Origin of the sequence: Sphingomonas sp. SUN019 (assembly GCF_024758705.1) — a bacterium.
Lineage (GTDB): Bacteria > Pseudomonadota > Alphaproteobacteria > Sphingomonadales > Sphingomonadaceae > Sphingomonas.
Map to the genome: position 1 here is coordinate 3,580,466 of NZ_CP096971.1, position 15,056 is coordinate 3,595,521.

Annotated in this window: 14 protein-coding genes; 8 read left to right on the forward strand and 6 right to left on the reverse strand. The window is 67.7% G+C overall.

Annotated elements, in window-relative coordinates; translation table 11 throughout:
- Positions 1-21: 21 nt before the first annotated feature.
- Entirely contained in the window at positions 22-1,512 is a 1,491-nt protein-coding gene (gene trpE, locus M0208_RS17280; protein ID WP_258893298.1) for an anthranilate synthase component I, read from the reverse strand.
- A complete protein-coding gene (locus M0208_RS17285; protein ID WP_258892901.1) occupies positions 1,505-3,454 on the reverse strand; it encodes a peptidylprolyl isomerase in 1,950 nt (649 codons plus the stop codon). The genes trpE and M0208_RS17285 overlap by 8 nt, the downstream gene beginning before the upstream one ends.
- Positions 3,455-3,562: 108 nt before the next feature.
- Between M0208_RS17285 and tpiA the strand changes: the two genes are divergently transcribed.
- Positions 3,563-4,324 carry a triose-phosphate isomerase gene (gene tpiA, locus M0208_RS17290; protein WP_258892902.1) on the forward strand — a complete coding sequence of 254 codons (762 nt, stop codon included), beginning with the start codon at positions 3,563-3,565 and terminating at the stop codon, positions 4,322-4,324.
- Between the two features lie 34 nt (positions 4,325-4,358).
- On the forward strand, positions 4,359-4,739 hold the full coding sequence (locus M0208_RS17295) for a cupredoxin domain-containing protein (protein WP_258892903.1): 381 nt from the start codon (positions 4,359-4,361) through the stop codon (positions 4,737-4,739).
- A 4-nt stretch (positions 4,740-4,743) separates the two neighbouring features.
- Here the strand turns inward: M0208_RS17295 and M0208_RS17300 are convergent, their stop codons facing one another.
- On the reverse strand, positions 4,744-6,126 hold the full coding sequence (locus M0208_RS17300; RefSeq protein ID WP_258892904.1) for a M17 family metallopeptidase: 1,383 nt from the start codon (positions 6,124-6,126) through the stop codon (positions 4,744-4,746).
- A 78-nt stretch (positions 6,127-6,204) separates the two neighbouring features.
- Here M0208_RS17300 and trxB point away from each other — a divergent pair, with 78 nt between their 5' ends.
- Entirely contained in the window at positions 6,205-7,173 is a 969-nt protein-coding gene (gene trxB / locus M0208_RS17305; RefSeq protein WP_258892905.1) for a thioredoxin-disulfide reductase, read from the forward strand.
- 116 nt (positions 7,174-7,289) lie between these two features.
- Here the strand turns inward: trxB and M0208_RS17310 are convergent, their stop codons facing one another.
- Genes M0208_RS17310 through M0208_RS17320 form a run of 3 tightly spaced genes read right to left on the reverse strand, consistent with a single transcriptional unit; the run spans position 7,290 to position 8,982 of the window.
- Positions 7,290-8,069, reverse strand: coding sequence for a hydrolase 1, exosortase A system-associated (locus tag M0208_RS17310; RefSeq protein ID WP_258892906.1), 780 nt, complete (start codon positions 8,067-8,069; stop codon positions 7,290-7,292).
- Positions 8,057-8,662 carry a hypothetical protein gene (locus M0208_RS17315; RefSeq protein ID WP_258892907.1) on the reverse strand — a complete coding sequence of 202 codons (606 nt, stop codon included), beginning with the start codon at positions 8,660-8,662 and terminating at the stop codon, positions 8,057-8,059. Before M0208_RS17315 ends, M0208_RS17310 begins: the two co-directional genes overlap by 13 nt.
- A 47-nt stretch (positions 8,663-8,709) precedes the next feature.
- Positions 8,710-8,982: an acyl carrier protein gene (locus M0208_RS17320; RefSeq protein ID WP_258892908.1), complete on the reverse strand. Its 273-nt coding sequence runs from the start codon at positions 8,980-8,982 to the stop codon at positions 8,710-8,712.
- 83 nt (positions 8,983-9,065) lie between these two features.
- Between M0208_RS17320 and M0208_RS17325 the strand changes: the two genes are divergently transcribed.
- The 5 genes from M0208_RS17325 to M0208_RS17345 all read left to right on the forward strand — a co-directional run bounded on the left by M0208_RS17325 (position 9,066) and on the right by M0208_RS17345 (position 15,054).
- Positions 9,066-10,559 (forward strand): acyl-CoA ligase (AMP-forming), exosortase A system-associated, encoded by a 1,494-nt coding sequence (locus M0208_RS17325; RefSeq protein ID WP_258892909.1) that lies wholly within the window; start codon positions 9,066-9,068, stop codon positions 10,557-10,559.
- The gene (locus tag M0208_RS17330) at positions 10,556-11,788 is read left to right on the forward strand and encodes a pyridoxal-dependent decarboxylase, exosortase A system-associated (protein WP_258892910.1); all 1,233 of its coding nucleotides are present in this window, start codon (positions 10,556-10,558) and stop codon (positions 11,786-11,788) included. Before M0208_RS17325 ends, M0208_RS17330 begins: the two co-directional genes overlap by 4 nt.
- A 95-nt stretch (positions 11,789-11,883) precedes the next feature.
- Positions 11,884-12,534: an XrtA/PEP-CTERM system exopolysaccharide export protein gene (locus tag M0208_RS17335; RefSeq protein WP_258892911.1), complete on the forward strand. Its 651-nt coding sequence runs from the start codon at positions 11,884-11,886 to the stop codon at positions 12,532-12,534.
- A 10-nt stretch (positions 12,535-12,544) separates the two neighbouring features.
- Positions 12,545-14,062, forward strand: coding sequence for an XrtA system polysaccharide chain length determinant (locus M0208_RS17340; RefSeq protein WP_258892912.1), 1,518 nt, complete (start codon positions 12,545-12,547; stop codon positions 14,060-14,062).
- A complete protein-coding gene (locus tag M0208_RS17345) occupies positions 14,059-15,054 on the forward strand; it encodes an AAA family ATPase (RefSeq protein ID WP_258892913.1) in 996 nt (331 codons plus the stop codon). Before M0208_RS17340 ends, M0208_RS17345 begins: the two co-directional genes overlap by 4 nt.
- Positions 15,055-15,056 lie beyond the last annotated feature (2 nt).

Genomic DNA, 15,056 nt, shown 5'->3' on the forward strand with positions numbered 1-15,056 from the left:
ATTGCTGCTGCCTCAGCGCAGCTACTGCCCGAACCCCGCGTCGCTGGCCCGCGCGATCGCTTCGCGCGCCGCCGCTAGCAAGGCCCCGGCCTTTGCTTCGCATTCGCGCTGTTCGTAGGCCGGGTCGCTATCGGCGACGATGCCTGCACCCGCCTGGACGTGGATCATGCCGTCCTTCACCACCGCGGTGCGCAGGACGATGCATGAATCCATCGATCCGTCGGGGGAGAAATAGCCGACGCCGCCCGCATAGGCCCCGCGCTTTTCGCCTTCCAGTTCGGCGATGATCTGACACGCGCGGACTTTCGGCGCGCCGCTGACGGTGCCGGCGGGAAAGCCCGCGAACAGCGCGTCGATCGCGTCGTGCTTGGCATCCAGCCTGCCGACGACGTTCGACACGATGTGCATGACGTGGCTGTAGAATTCGACCTTGTAGCTGTCGGTCACGCGCACGCTGCCCGCCTCCGCTACCCGCCCCACGTCGTTGCGGCCGAGGTCGAGCAGCATCAAATGTTCGGCGCGTTCCTTCGGATCGGCGAGCAGGCTGGCGCGGTTCGCCTCATCCTCGCTGTCGGTTTTCCCGCGCGGACGCGTGCCCGCGATCGGGCGGATCGTTATCTCTCCGTCGCGCGCGCGGACGAGGATTTCGGGGCTCGATCCGGTCAGCGCGAAGCCCGGCAGGTCGAGGTGGTACAGGAACGGCGACGGGTTGATCCGGCGCAGCGCGCGGTAGAGCTCGAACGGCGGCAGCCCGAACGGCGCGGTGAAGCGCTGTGCGAGCACGACCTGAAAGATGTCGCCCGCGACGATATAATCCTTCGCCGCGGCGACCATCTCGGCATAGCGGCCGTTGCGCATTGTCGGGGTCAGCGCGATCTCGCCTGCGTCGCCGGTGATTCGCGGCGGTCGACCGGCGGTGGCGAGCGTCGCCTCGATCGTATCCAGCCGTTCCTCCGCCGCGGCAAAGGTCGCTTCCGGATCGCCGCCCGGCCAGACCGGCGCGACGAAATACAGCGCGTCCGCCAGCCGGTCGAACACCAGGATCACGGTCGGCCGCACGAACATCATATCGGGCAGGCCGAGCGGATCGGCCTTGGGCGGCGGCAATTTCTCGACCAGCCCGATCGTTTCGTATCCGAAATAACCGACGAGGCAGGCCAGCGCGCGCGGGAGTTCGGTGGGCACGTCCATCCGGCATGACGCCACCAGCGAGCGGAGCGCCGGAAGCGTCGGCTCCGCGCAGGGGACGAACGCCGCGCGATCGGTCAGCCAGTCGCGGTTGATCGCCGCCTGTTCGCCCTCGGCGCGAAAGACGAGATCGGGCGCGAGGCCGATCAGGCTGTGCCGCCCGCGCACCGCGCCGCCCTCGACCGATTCAAGCAGAAAATCGCCACGCCCCGGTTCGATCAGCTTCAGCGCGGCGGCGACCGGCGTTTCAGTATCCGCGACGCGCCGCCGCCAGACGAGCGCGGGACGCCCGTCCGCCAGCGCCGCGATGGCGTCTTTACGGATTGGAGCCGCCCTGGCCGGTCAGCTGCGCCTTCACGCTGGCGACCGCATCCGGGTTGCGCGACACCTTCAACTCGGCCTTCACCGCTTCGCTGAACTGCTGGACGTATTCGCGGCCGATCACGCGGCCCAGATCGCCGCGCGTCGCATTGATGACGCCGGGGATCTTCGCCGCATCGCCGGGCGTGATCTGGTTCAGCTTGACCAGCAACCAACCCTGATTGTTCGGGGCCTCCAGCATCTTCGCGGTGCCGCCCGCCATGCTGAACAGCAAGGCCAGCGTCGGATCGACGCCCTGCGGGTTGGCCGACAGCTGCGCGCGCGATGCCGCCAGCGGACGCACCGCCGGGGTCCGCAGCTTCGTTTCCGCCAGCGCGGTGGCGAGGGGCATGCCCTTGTTGACCTTGGTCAGCGCAGCGCGGGCGACCGTCTGCGCGCCGCGTCGCGCGCGATCGACCGTAAAGTCGCGCGCCACGTCGTCGCGGACCTGCGCCAGCGGACGCGGCGCGGAACGGACGATCCGCTCCAGCGCGACGACCGCGAAACTGCCGTCGGGCGTCAATTGCACGATCGTCGGCGAATCGCCTTCTTCGGCAGCGAAGGCGGCGGCGAGCGGCTGGGTCAGGGCCGGATCGGGCCTGGCGGCGGGATCGTCAGGATTCTGCCCGGTGGCGAGCAACGCGGGCGTCGTCACCGGCGTCAGCTTCTGATCCTTCACCAGTTCGTTGAAATTGGCGTTGTCGCCGATCGCATCGTCCAAGGCATCGCGGATGCGGCCGAGCGATTCGGTTGTCTTCTGCGCCGCGACCTCGCCGGTCAGTTCGGCGCGCGCCTGATCCAGCGTCTTGCCGGGAACCTGCTCGATCTTGTCGATCTTCGCCACGACGAAGCCGATCGCGCCGCGCACCGGACCGACCACCGCGCCCTGCGCCGCGGAGAAAGCGGCGTCGGCAAGCGGCTGGCTCGCCTGACGGGTGTAGGCGGCCTTGTCTACGCTGCTGATCGTGCGCGCCTCCAGCCCCGCCGCGCGCGCGGCGTCGGCGATCGAGGTGCCGGACTTCACCTTTGCGGCGAGCGCATCGGCCGCTTTCTGATCCAGCACGGTGACCTGCGCGATCGTGCGGCGTTCGCTGGGGGCGAAGCGCGCGCGATTGGCGGCATAGGCCTGCGCGATCTCGGTCTCGGTCGGCGCGGCCTTCACCTGATCGGCGGTGACGCGAGCGTAGTGGATCACGCGGCGTTCGGGCACGGTGTAGCGCGCGATGTTGCGTGTGTACCAGGTCTGCAATTCCTGCGCGGTCGGCGTAACGCCTGCGCCCATCGCGGCGGTGAGGATAAACGCGACTTGGCCGGCGCGCTTTTCCAGCAGCAGCGAGGCGTAAGGGAGCGCCATGCCGGCCGGCACCTGGCTGGCCCCGACGGTCGGCGCGATCAGGAATTGCGCCATCGTTTCACGCGCGATGTCGTCCTGCACCTGCGCGTCGGTCAGCTTGCGCTGCGCCAGGATGCGTTCGTAGATCGCCTGATCGAACTTGCCGGTCGGTCCCTGCAGCGCGGGGATCGCCTGTAGCTGGCTGCCGATCAGAGCGGGGCTGACCGCCATGCCCTGCGCTTCGCCGAAGCTTTGCAGCGCCAGGCCGTTGACGATCCGGTCGAGCACGCCCTCTACTGCACCCATCGACACGAACTGCGCGATGTCGAGCGTCGGCTGCTGTTGACGCGCGCCGTTCAGTTCGTCCTGCACGCGGCTGGTCAGCTCGGTGCTGGTTACCTTTTCCTTGCCGACCGTCGCGACCGCCGAGCCGGTCGCGCCGCCGCCGCTGCCGCTGCCGCGCAGTCCGGTGATGTCGCCCGCGGCGAACGCGAGCGCGATGACGCCCAGGATCGCGAAGGCGATCAGCCCGCCGAACTTCGACCCCACCATGCGACGAAAAAAACCGAGCATCCGTACAGCTACCAATATCGTTGAATGGCGCTCGCTTTAGGGGGGACATGCGGTGGCATCAAGCGAACGTCCCCGCTATCGCCCCGGCAAACACATCCGGGAGGGATCATGCGCAAACTAGTGGCGGGCAATTGGAAGATGAACGGGACGCTGGCGAGCCTGGCCGAGCTGGACGCGATCGGTGCGGCGATCACTGGAGCAGGGGGGGGCAGCGCGGTCGATGTCGCGGTCGCGGTTCCGGCGACGCTGATCGCCCCCGCCGCGGCGCGGGCGTCGTTCGGGATCGGGGCGGAGGACGTGCATTCCGCCGACAGCGGCGCGCATACCGGCTGCATCTCCGCGCCGATGGCGAAGGAGGCGGGGGCGGTGTTCTCGATCGTCGGCCATTCCGAGCGCCGCGCCGGGCAGGGGGAGACGGACGCCGAGGTGAAAGCCAAGGCCGAGGCGCTGTTGCGGCACCGGATGGACGCGATCCTGTGCGTCGGCGAAACGCTTGATCAGCGCGAGGCGGGCGATGCCGAGGCGGTGGTGACTGCGCAGGTTCGCGCGTCCTTGCCCGATGGCGCGGGCGGAGACTGGCTGGCGATCGCGTACGAGCCGATCTGGGCGATCGGCACGGGGCGGACCGCGACCGTCGACGACGTGGCGGCGATGCACGCCGCGATCCGGCGGACCTTGGTCGAATTGCTGGGCGAAGAGGGAGAAGGCGTGCGTATCCTCTATGGCGGATCGGTCACTGCGGACAACGCCGCGGCGTTGCTTCACGCACCTAACGTCGATGGCGCGCTGGTCGGCGGAGCGAGCCTGACCGCGGCGAAATTCGTGCCGATCATCGAAGCGGCGCTACCGCAAACGCGCGCCGCGGTGTAGATTGCGCGGATGCCGGGGGGTGAGGAGACGGACCATGCGTTTGTCGTTGCTGGCGCTCGCCGTGTTGCTCGCATCCCCGGTCGTCGCGCAGACGCCGGAACAGCGCGTCGACATCACGTTGAAGAGCTTCAAGTTCGAGCCGCCGGAAATCCGGCTGAAACACGGCGTGGCCTATGTGCTGCACTTCGTTAACGCGTCGGACGGCGGGCATGACTTTGCCGCGAAGCAATTCTTCGCCGCCGCGCGCGTCGCCCCCGCGGATGCGGCATCGGTTCAGGGGGGCGCGGTGAAGCTGAAGGGCGGGGAGGCGCGCGACGTGCATCTGATTGCGCCTGCCGCTGGCCGGTATGATGTGCGCTGCACCCACTTCCTGCATTCGACCTTCGGCATGAAGGGCGCGGTGGTGGTCGAATGACTCGTCAGCCGTAACGGGCCTTCAAAACCGCCCACGCCGCGCGCAGTCCCAGCGCGTCGCCGCCCTTGGGGCGTCCCGGCTTGGCGGACGGTCGCCACGCGAATGTGTCGATATGCGCCCAGGGGATCGAGCTTGGGACGAATCGGCGAAGGAACAGCGCCGCGGTCACTGCGCCCGCAAAGCCGCTGTCCGGCGCGTTGACCAGATCGGCGACGTCTGACTTCAGCATGTCCTCATACCCGTCCCACAAAGGCATCCGCCACAACGGATCATGCACCGCCCCCGCCGCCGCGAGCAGTTCGTCGCCGAGTATATCGTCGTTCGCGAACAGCGGCGGCAGGTCCGGCCCCAGCGCCACCCGCGCCGCGCCGGTCAGCGTCGCGTAATCAAGGATCAGCGCCGGATCGCCCTCGACCGCTTTGGTCAGCGCGTCGCCCAGCACCAGCCGCCCCTCCGCGTCGGTATTGGTGTTCTCGACCGTCAGGCCCTTGCGTGTCTTCAACACGTCGCCGGGCCGAAAGGCATTGCCGGCAATCGCATTTTCGACCGCGGGGATCAGCAGGTGCAGGCGGACCTTCAGCTTCACCGCCATGACGAGGCCAGCCAGCGCCAGCGCATGCGCCGCGCCGCCCATGTCCTTCTTCATCGCGCGCATCCCCGAGCCAGGCTTGATGTTCAGCCCGCCGGAATCGAAGCACACGCCCTTGCCGACCAGCGCGATTCGCGGATGTTTCGGGTCGCCCCATTCGAGCTCGATCAGCCGCGGCGCGCGGTCCTTGCTCGCCGCCATGCCGACGGTATGGATCATCGGATAGCCGGTGGCGAGCGCATCGCCCTTCGTGATCGTGACCATGGCGTCATGGCGTTTCGCGAGGCGCTCCACCGCGTCGGCGAGTTCGGCCGGGCCGAGATCCGATGCGCCGGTATCGACGAGATCGCGGACCAGCGCGGTCGCCTCGGCCAGCCGCACCGTCTCCTCGATCCGCGCGGGTTCGCTGGTCAGCAACACGCGCGGGCCGCGATCGTCGGGCTTGCGGTATCGGTCGAACCGGTGCTGGGCGAGGCACCAGCCGAGCATCGCCGCACCCGGCTCGCCCTCGGCCAGCCGGTACGTCCCCTCGGGCAGGCCGTCGCCGAGTGAGGCGATCCGCCACGGCGAGGTCGTATCCTCGTTGCACAGCAGTAGCATCGCCCAATCGTCCGCGCTGTCTCCGGGCAGCACTGCGCGGTTGCCGGGCTTGCCTTTCAACCCATGCGCGGCGACCGCTGTGCGCGTGCGTGGCGATTGCGCCGACAGCCATGTGTCCCACCCATCGGGATGGACGACGTGGATGGTGCGGGCGGGTTGGCCGCGGTCGGGCTGGAGCAGAGTGGCGAAGTCGGTCATGGGGCGACCAAAGCAGGACTATCGCCCCCATGCAACGCGCGGTTTCCAAGTCGTGCGTCGCTCCCTAAATGGCGAACCATGACCACGCACACCACCAAGATGCTCATCCTCGGCTCCGGCCCCGCGGGGCTGTCCGCCGCCATCTATGGCGCGCGCGCCGGGATGGCCCCGATCGTCGTCCAGGGCATCCAGCCCGGCGGCCAGCTGACCACCACCACCGACGTCGAAAACTACCCCGGCTTCCGCGAGGTGATCCAGGGTCCGTGGCTGATGCAGGAGATGCAGGCGCAGGCCGAGCATGTCGGCACGCGGATGATGTGGGACACGATCACCGAGGTGGACCTTTCGCAGCGCCCGTTCCGGCTGATCGGCGACGGCGGCGACGTGTATGAGGGCGAGGTGTTGGTGATCGCCACCGGCGCGCAGGCGAAATGGCTGGGACTCGACAGCGAGGATGCCTTGAAGGGCAAGGGCGTGTCGGCCTGCGCGACGTGCGACGGCTTCTTTTACCGTGGCAAGAACGTCGCGGTGATCGGCGGCGGCAACACCGCGGTGGAGGAGGCGTTGTACCTGACCAATCACGCGCCGCACGTGACGCTGATCCACCGCCGCGATTCGCTGCGCGCCGAACGGATCCTGCAGGAACGGCTATTCGCGCACCCGAACGTCAGCGTGATCTGGAACAAGGAAGTGCGCGAATTCGTCGACGGCGGCGGGACCGCGGGGCTGGTGGCGCTCGACCTGAAGGACACGGTGACGGGCGAACATTCGCGGCTGGACGTGGAGGGCGGCTTCGTCGCGATCGGCCATCATCCCGCAACCGAGCTGTTCCGCGGGCATCTGGAACTCGACTCGGACGGCTATATCGCGGTCGAACCGGGATCGACCCGCACCGACGTGCCCGGCGTGTTCGCGTGCGGCGACGTGATGGACAAGATTTACCGCCAAGCGGTGACCGCGGCGGGCACCGGCTGCATGGCGGCGCTGGATGCGGAGAAGTTCCTGGCGGCGGCGGACTTCGCGGAGCTTCAGGAGGCGGCGGAGTAGGTTAATCCTCCCCGGCGAAGGCCGGGGCCCAGTTTCACCGAAGATCATTGGCGCGCGATACGCGTCGCAACGACATTCGAAGCGACTGGGCCCCGGCCTTCGCCGGGGAGGTGGATTTAGCGGGAAAGCGCGTCGAGTATCGCCGCTTCCAGCGACGCGGCATCGCCGGAACGGGCGAAGCTGTGGGAGGCGGTATCAATCGTGATCGTCCGCGGCGCGATGTTGGCGCGACGCGCGGCATCGACGTATGCGAGCGCGGTCGCGTCATCCTTGGCTAGCACGACCGTCGCATCATCACTCCAGCCCGCGATCGCCCGCGCAGCTCGCTCAGACAGGCTTTGATCTTCATTCGCTTTTGTCGATATCCGTCGTAATCCACTGATTAATTTGACCATCGACACATCCCCCCGCGCCAGTCGCCACCATTCGCGCGGATCGCGCAACTTCGCCGCATAGCGCGCGCGGATCGCGGCAGGGGGCGGGAGGGCGTCGGTCGTCTCGACCACCCAGGGATTGGCGAGGATCCCCGCGTCGATCCCCGCCGCACGCCCGAATAGCGCCAGCGTCGTCGCGCCATCGCAATTGCCGAAGCCGACAATGCGGGTGACCTTCGGCGCGTTGGCGCGGAACGTGTCGACCGCGGCGATCAGATCGTCGCGCGCATCTTCATAGCCGGTATTAGGTCCGGTCGAATCCCCCACGCCGCGGCGGTCGTATCGGAAGACGGGCGTGCCCTCCGACGCCAGTCGAGCAGCCATCAGCGCCATCCCGCGATGCGCTCCGGCGCGGATTTCATTGCCGCCCGATATGATCAGCAGACCCGTCACGCCCGCAGCCTCGTCGAGTGTGCCGACCAGCGTTTCGTCCGCGCAATCGAATGCGATCAATCGGCGCATGAGGCGATCCAGCGCACGATGTCGTCTGCGATCGCCGCCTGCAACGCGGCGTCCGTTCCGGGTTCGCTCGCGCGCCACAAGGGTGAGCCGGGGATATGCGCATCGGCGGGGCGGGGATCACTCGCGAGCCGAACGGTGCGGGTTCCAGACGCGTTCGAACTCGCATTCTGCACTTCGGAAATCATACTGTCAGATATCAGGTTCCCGGCGTAATCGTCTGAACCACCTAGATCGCGAACCCGCATCAACTCGCGAACTAAAGCGTTTCCATCGGTCGGGGCCAGATGCCATCTACCAGCAGCGACCGCGCCGACATCGACCAACACGCCTCCACGCCACGCGACGATGTGCAGCGGCTCAGGCAGCGTCGCAGCCGCCGCGGCGAAGGCCTCGCGCCAATCGGTGAGCGTCGCATCGCGCGTCTCGACCAGACTCTCGCCCGTCCCCGGCAGATCGGGCAGCGCGCCGCCGATCCCGTGCGCCGCCAGCCGCCGCAACACGTCGACCATCGCCGCCCGCGTCCGGTTCGCTTCCTCGAACAGCGGCAGCGCCGCGATCACCGTGGGGCCGGTGTCCGGGCCAAAGCGCAGCATCGCCTCGCGCCCGCCGCGCCACTGATAGTCCGCGATGCGGAACGCGGTCAGACCAGCGCCTTGCCGACGGCGAAGGCCTTTAGCGCGCCGAACGTCTCCAGCATTTCGCCATCGACCTCGTCGTCCTCGATCACGATGCCGAGCCGGTCCTCGAGTTCGGTCAGCACGCCTGCGACCGCCATCGAATCGAGTTCGGGCAGCGCGCCGAACAGCGGCGTCTGATCGTGGAACGCCGCGACGCGGTCGGCCGACAGACCAAGCACGTCTCGCAACACCGCGCGCACCGTCGCCGAAACCTCGTTCGATCCTTCAGGAATCACATTTGTCCCCTAGCGTCACCACTTGCGGGGCGCGTTAGGACGGGGGGATGAATTCCGCAACGTCCTGCGGCTATGAGGGGGTAATGGTGACCCTCGACCCCGTTCCGCGTCCGATCGACCATGTGCTGGCGGGTGACCCGCAAGCGCCTGCGCTGATCGAGCGTGGCGGCGTGCTGACCTATGCCGCGGTCGAGGATGCGGTGGCGCGGCTGGCGGGCTGGCTGGCGGATCACCGTTTGGCACCGGGATCACGCGTGGCGACGTGGTTGCCTAAGACGCGCGCGGCGTGCCTGATCCCGCTTGCCGCGCCGCGGGCGGGGCTGGTCCACGTGCCGATCAACCCGCTGCTGAAACGCGCGCAGGTCGCGCATATCCTGGCCGACAGCGGCGCGGCGCTGCTGCTGACGCAGGAGGCGCGGGCGGCGACTCTGGAGACGGGGGATGCGGCGGAGGCGATCGTCGTCATCGAAGCGGGCGCAGGCGACGCGCTCCCGCGGTCCTCGGCTGATCCTGATTCGCTGGCGGCGATCCTTTATACCTCCGGCTCGACCGGACGACCGAAGGGGGTGATGCTGAGCCACGCAAATATGTGGCTCGGTGCGAACAGCGTCGCTTATTACCTTGAGATAGAAACGGATGATTGCATTCTGGGCGTGCTGCCGCTCAGCTTCGACTACGGTCAGAACCAGTTGTTCTCGACGTGGGCGGCAGGGGCGGCGGTTGCGCCGCTCGATTATCTGACCGCGCGCGACGTGGTGAAGGCGGTTGAGCGCGTTGAGGCTACGACGCTGGCAGGCTTACCGCCGTTGTGGACGCAGTTGCTGGAGTCCGATTGGCCCGTCGAGACTGTGGCGCGGCTGCGGCGGCTGACCAATTCGGGTGGAGCGTTGACGGTGCGGATGGTGCGCGATCTTCGGGCGAAATTCCCGAATGCCGATCTTTATCCGATGTACGGGCTGACCGAGGCGTTCCGGTCGACGTATCTGCCGCCAGCGCTGGTCGATGCGCACCCCGAATCGATCGGCCGCGCCATCCCCCACGCCGAGGTGCTGGTCGTTCGCCTCGACGGGACGCAGGCAGCGGCGGGCGAGGCGGGCGAACTGGTCCACGCCGGGCCGCTGGTCGCGCAGGGCTATTGGCGCGACGAGGAGCGGACCGCGCAGCGCTTCCGCCCCGCGCCCGACTTTTCCCGCTATGGCGGCACGGCGGTGTGGTCCGGCGATACGGTGATCGCGAATGCCGAAGGCCTGCTGCGCTTCGTCGGGCGAGACGACGAGATGATCAAGAGCGCGGGCAACCGCATCAGCCCGGCCGAAGTCGAGGAGGTCGTGACCGCGGGCGGCGAAGCGACGGAGGCGGTTGCGATCGGCGTTCCCGACGCGCGGCTGGGGCAGGCGATCGTCGTCGTGGCGCGGGGCGATGCTTCGGGAGAGGTTCGCCTGCGTGAACGATTGAAGCGCGACCTCCCCAATTTCATGCAACCGGCGCGGATCGACTGGCGCGCCGATCTGCCGCGTAATGCGAACGGCAAGCTGGACCGCGCTGCGCTGACACGAGAAATCCGGGGGAATGCGTGACGAAACCCTTTGGCCCGCTGCCCCCCGAGTTCGCCTATCAACACGGATCGCTGACGATCGCTGGCCGGACCGCAACCGAATGGTTTGCGCAATACGGATCGCCGGTCTTCGTCTATGACCCCGCAATCATCGCGGCGCGCATCGCACTGTTTCGATCGGCGATGCCCGCCGGTGTCGATCTGCACTACGCGGTGAAGGCCAATCCCTACGCACCCCTGCTCGCGGCGATAACGCCGCTGGTGGACGGGCTGGACGTGGCGTCGGGAGGTGAACTGGCGCTGGCGCTCGACCACAAACCCGCGGCGTCGATCAGCTTCGCCGGGCCGGGCAAGCGCGATGCCGAACTAAAGGTCGCGATCGTCGCGGGTGCGACGTTGAACGTCGAATCCGAGGGCGAGGCGCGGCGCGCCTTCGCGATCGGCGATCGGCTGGGGATCGCGCCACGGCTGGCGGTGCGGGTAAATCCGGACATCGAACTCCGCGGATCGGGCATGAAGATGGGCGGGCGGCCGTCGCCGTTCGGGATCGACGCCGAGCGTTCCGCGGCGCTGGTGCGCGAGATTCGCGACGCGGAGGCCGATTGGCGCGGCTTCCACATCTTCGCCGGGAGCCAGGCGCTGGACAGCGAGGCGATCGTCGAGACCCAGGCAGCCACATTGGCGCTCGCCGCCCGGCTGTCCGACGAAGCAGGCGCATCGCCTCCGCTGGTCAATCTCGGCGGTGGTTTCGGCATTCCCTATTTCGCGGGCGACACGCCGGTCGATCTGGGCCGGATCGGCGATGCGCTGTCCGACGGCTTGGCGTCACGCGCATCAATCCTCGCGGAAACGCGGTTCGCGATCGAACTCGGCCGCTGGCTGGTCGGCGAATGCGGGGTGTATCTGACGCGCATCGTCGACCGGAAGGTAAGCCGTGGCGAGACCTTCCTGATCGTCGATGGCGGCCTGCACCATCAACTCGCCGCCAGCGGCAATTTCGGCACCGTCGTGCGGCGGAATTACCCGGTCGCCGTGGCGCACGCGACGGGCGCGGAGGCGACCGAAACTGTATCGGTCGTCGGTTGCCTGTGCACCCCGCTCGACCGTCTCGCCGATCGCGTCGCACTGCCCCGCGCGGACGTGGGTGACGTCATCGCGATCTTCCTGGCGGGGGCGTATGGCGTCACCGCCAGTCCGACCGCGTTCCTCGGCCATCCCGCGCCGATCGAGGTTCTCGCAACCGCTTCCTAAACGCTATCTTCACCTCTTCATCGCATAGCCAAGGCTGATCGCGACCCGTTGGAGAGACGTCTCCTTGGCGGCACCCGCGAGCGATGGAGGTTCGAATGCGTTTCTCGGGGTTCACCAGAGGCTTGCTGGCGACGGCTCTGGCATCGACTGCGCTCACCGGCTGCATGGGCAGCGGCGGCGGTGCGTTGACCGAACTGCCGCCGGCTTCGTTCGTGGCGTCGAAGGAGCAGCCGGGCGAGGAATATATCATCGGCCCGCTCGATTCGCTGCAGATCTTCGTGTGGCGCAATCCCGAACTGTCGTCGAAGGTGCAGGTCCGCCCTGACGGCCGCATCACGACGCCGCTGATCAGCGACATGCCCGCGGTGGGAAAGACCCCGTCGATGCTGGCGGCCGACATGAAATTGGCGCTGGGGGAATATATCAAGGATCCCATCGTCTCGGTCATCGTCGAGAATTTCAGCGGTACGTACAGTCAGCAGGTCCGCATCGTCGGCGCTACGGAGAAGCCCGCGTCGCTGCCGTACCGCGCGAACATGACGCTGCTCGACGCGATGATCGCGGTCGGCGGCCTCAGCGAATATGCCGCGGGCAACAAGGCGCGCCTGATCCGCTACGACCGCGCGACCGGCAAGCAGCGCGAATATCAGCTGCGCGTGAACCGCCTGCTGAAGGACGGCGACGCCAGTGCGAACGTGAAGCTGGAACCCGGCGACGTAATCATCATCCCCGAGAGCATGTTCTGAGGTTGATGGCGTGACCGGTCTTTACGAGGAACTCAGGATCGCGGTGCACGCGATGTGGACGCGCCGCTGGCTCGCGCTGGCGGTGGCGTGGGGCGTATGCGTGCTCGGCTGGCTGGTCGTCAGCCAGATCCCGAGCCGCTACGAATCGCGCGCTCGCGTCTTCGTGCAGATGCGATCGGTCCTGCCCGCGGGCGTCGACGGGACGCAGCTGAACGATCAGCAGCGCGACGTGGACACGGTGCGGCAGACGCTGACGTCGGCGGTGAACCTTGAGAAGGTCGTCCGCGGCACCGAATTGGCGAAGACCGTCGCTACCGATCGCGACATCGCGGACCGCGTCGCTGGCCTCGCCACAGCGATCAAGATCACCGCGCAGCAGGACAATCTGTTCGAGATCACGACCACTTCATCCAGCCCGGCGCTGGCGAAATCGATCACGCAGAAGCTGATCGACATCTTCGTCGAAACGAACCTGTCGGATGACCGGTCGCAGAGCAGCCAGACGCTGACCTTCCTCGATCAGCAATTGAAGTCGCTCGGCACGAAATTGCAGGATGCGGAGGCCAAGCGCGCCGATTTCCAGAACCGCTATCTCGGGTCGCTGCCGGGCACGGGTTCGGTCGCCGACCGGATCGGCGCGGCGCGTGCGCAGATGAGCCAGGTCGACAACGATCTGGCCGCGGCGCAGTCGAGCCTGGCCGCGCTGCAGGGGCAGATGGCGGGAACCCCCGCGACGGTCGCAGGCGCGGGGATTGCGCCCGGCGTCGGCCCGGCGCGCGCGCGCGTCGCGGCGATCCAGGGCCAGCTCGCCGATGCGCGCGGGCGCGGCTATACCGAAAGCCACCCCGACGTGGTCGCGCTGAAGACGCAACTGGCGCAGGCGCTGGCGGCGGCGAAGGGCGAGCCGGTTGGCGCGGGCGGCGGGGGCGTATCGAACCCGGCCTATCTGTCGCTGCAGTCGATGCAGGCCGATCGCCAGGCGAGCGTGTCGGCGCTCAGAATGCGCAAGAGCCAGCTGCAGGGTGACCTCGACACGTTGAACGCAAAGCTGGCCGACGATCCCGCGGTCGCCGCGGAGCAGGGCGAGATCGACCGGAATTATACCGTCCTCAAAGCGCAGTATGACCAATTGCTCGCACAGCGTGAGCAGACCAATTTGCGCAGCCAGGCGCAAACGCAAACCGATTCGGTCAAGTTCAGCGTCATCGATCCGCCAACGTCGCCGCGCACGCCGATCGCGCCCAACCGCCCGATGCTGCTGACCGGCGTGTTGATCGCCGGGCTGCTCGGCGGGCTGGGCGCGGCCTTCGGCATGGCGAAGGTGCAGGCGACCTTCCCGACCGCGCAGCGGCTGGAGATCGCGTCGGGCATGAACGTGATCGGTCAGGTCGGCGAGATGCTGACGCGCATCCAGTCTGAAGAACGTGCGAAGCGGCTGAAGTGGTTTGCGGGCGGCGTCGGCGCGCTGGGCGTAAGTTACGTTGCGCTGCTGGGCGTCGAGATGCTCCAGCGGGGGATGGCGGCATGAACCGGGCAACGAAACCTGCCGAGGAATCGCTGATCGAGCGCGCCGCGCGGGTCTATGATTTCGGGGCGCATCTGCGTGGGCCGAGCGCGGTTTCATCCGACGAAACTGCCACCACCGTTGTTCGTCCCGAGCCTGTCGAACCGGTCGCGGACGAACCTGTGGCCGAGCGCGCGAACGCTTCGCCAAGCTCAGGGCGAGCCGAGGGTCGGGCATACACCCCGTCGCCGATCGACCTGCTTCCGGAATGGGCCGCGCCGGCGAACATCGCCGCGATCGACCGCATCATGCTGGCGGAAAAGGGGATGCTGGTCCCTGGCGCCCCGGTGGGGGCGCTGGCGGAAGAATTTCGCCTTATCAAGAGGCAGTTGTTGCTCAATGCTCGCGCGGTCAGCGAAGGACCGTTGAAGCAGCGCGCGCGGACGATCCTGGTCGGTTCGGGCAAACCGGGCGAGGGCAAGACGTTCTGCGCGATCAATCTGGCGCTGTCGCTGTCGGCGGAAAAGGACGTGGAGATCCTGCTGGTCGACGGCGATTTCGCCAAACCCGACGTCATGGCGACGCTCGGCCTGGATGATTCGCTCGGCTTTCTCGATATCCTCGGCGACTCTACGCTCGATCCCGAAAGCTGCATCGTGCGCACCGACGTGCCGCAACTGAGCCTGCTTCCTGCGGGCAAGCGGACGCACGCCGACACCGAACTCCTCGCCAGCGATCGGACGGGCGTGATGCTCGACCGGTTGCTCGCGGCGAATCCGAAGCGGATCATCGTGTTCGACACCCCGCCCGCGCTGGCGGCCTCACCTGCTTCTGTGCTGGCGCTGCTGGTCGGGCAGGTGATGCTGGTGGTGCGCGCGGATCGCACCACCGAAAGCGACGTTCGGGAGGCGGTGAACCTGCTCGATGGCTGCGACCAGATCAGCCTGATCCTCAATTCGGTTTCCTACGAACCCGGCCGTGGCCGGTTCGGCAGCTATTACGGGCAGGAGAAGTGACC